Here is a 284-nt window from a genome sequence, read left to right as displayed (position 1 = left end):
CATCCACCGTGTACGCTTAGTCGCTTAACCTCACAACCCGAAACTGTCTCGGGGTGCAAAATGTTGAGAGACCCATCAATACCCCTGCAAAGGGCGTATTGACTGTATTCAATTTTCAGCTTGTTCCGGATTGTTAAAGAGCAAAATAATTCACAGCATACTGTCGCCAATACACTCTGAACTATGATTTTAGTATGGTGGAGCTAAGCGGGATCGAACCGCTGACCTCCTGCGTGCAAGGCAGGCGCTCTCCCAGCTGAGCTATAGCCCCATACAGAGACACT

The 284-nt window shown here is 48.6% G+C and carries 1 tRNA gene; it reads right to left on the bottom strand.

What is annotated here, in order from left to right:
* Window positions 1-195: 195 nt before the first annotated feature.
* Window positions 196-271 (bottom strand) — tRNA-Ala (locus tag C5471_RS23790).
* Window positions 272-284: the final 13 nt, after the last annotated feature.

It is taken from the genome of Photorhabdus tasmaniensis (genome assembly GCF_011189505.1).
Lineage (GTDB): Bacteria > Pseudomonadota > Gammaproteobacteria > Enterobacterales > Enterobacteriaceae > Photorhabdus > Photorhabdus tasmaniensis.
This window is presented reverse-complemented; position numbering and strand designations above follow the sequence as displayed.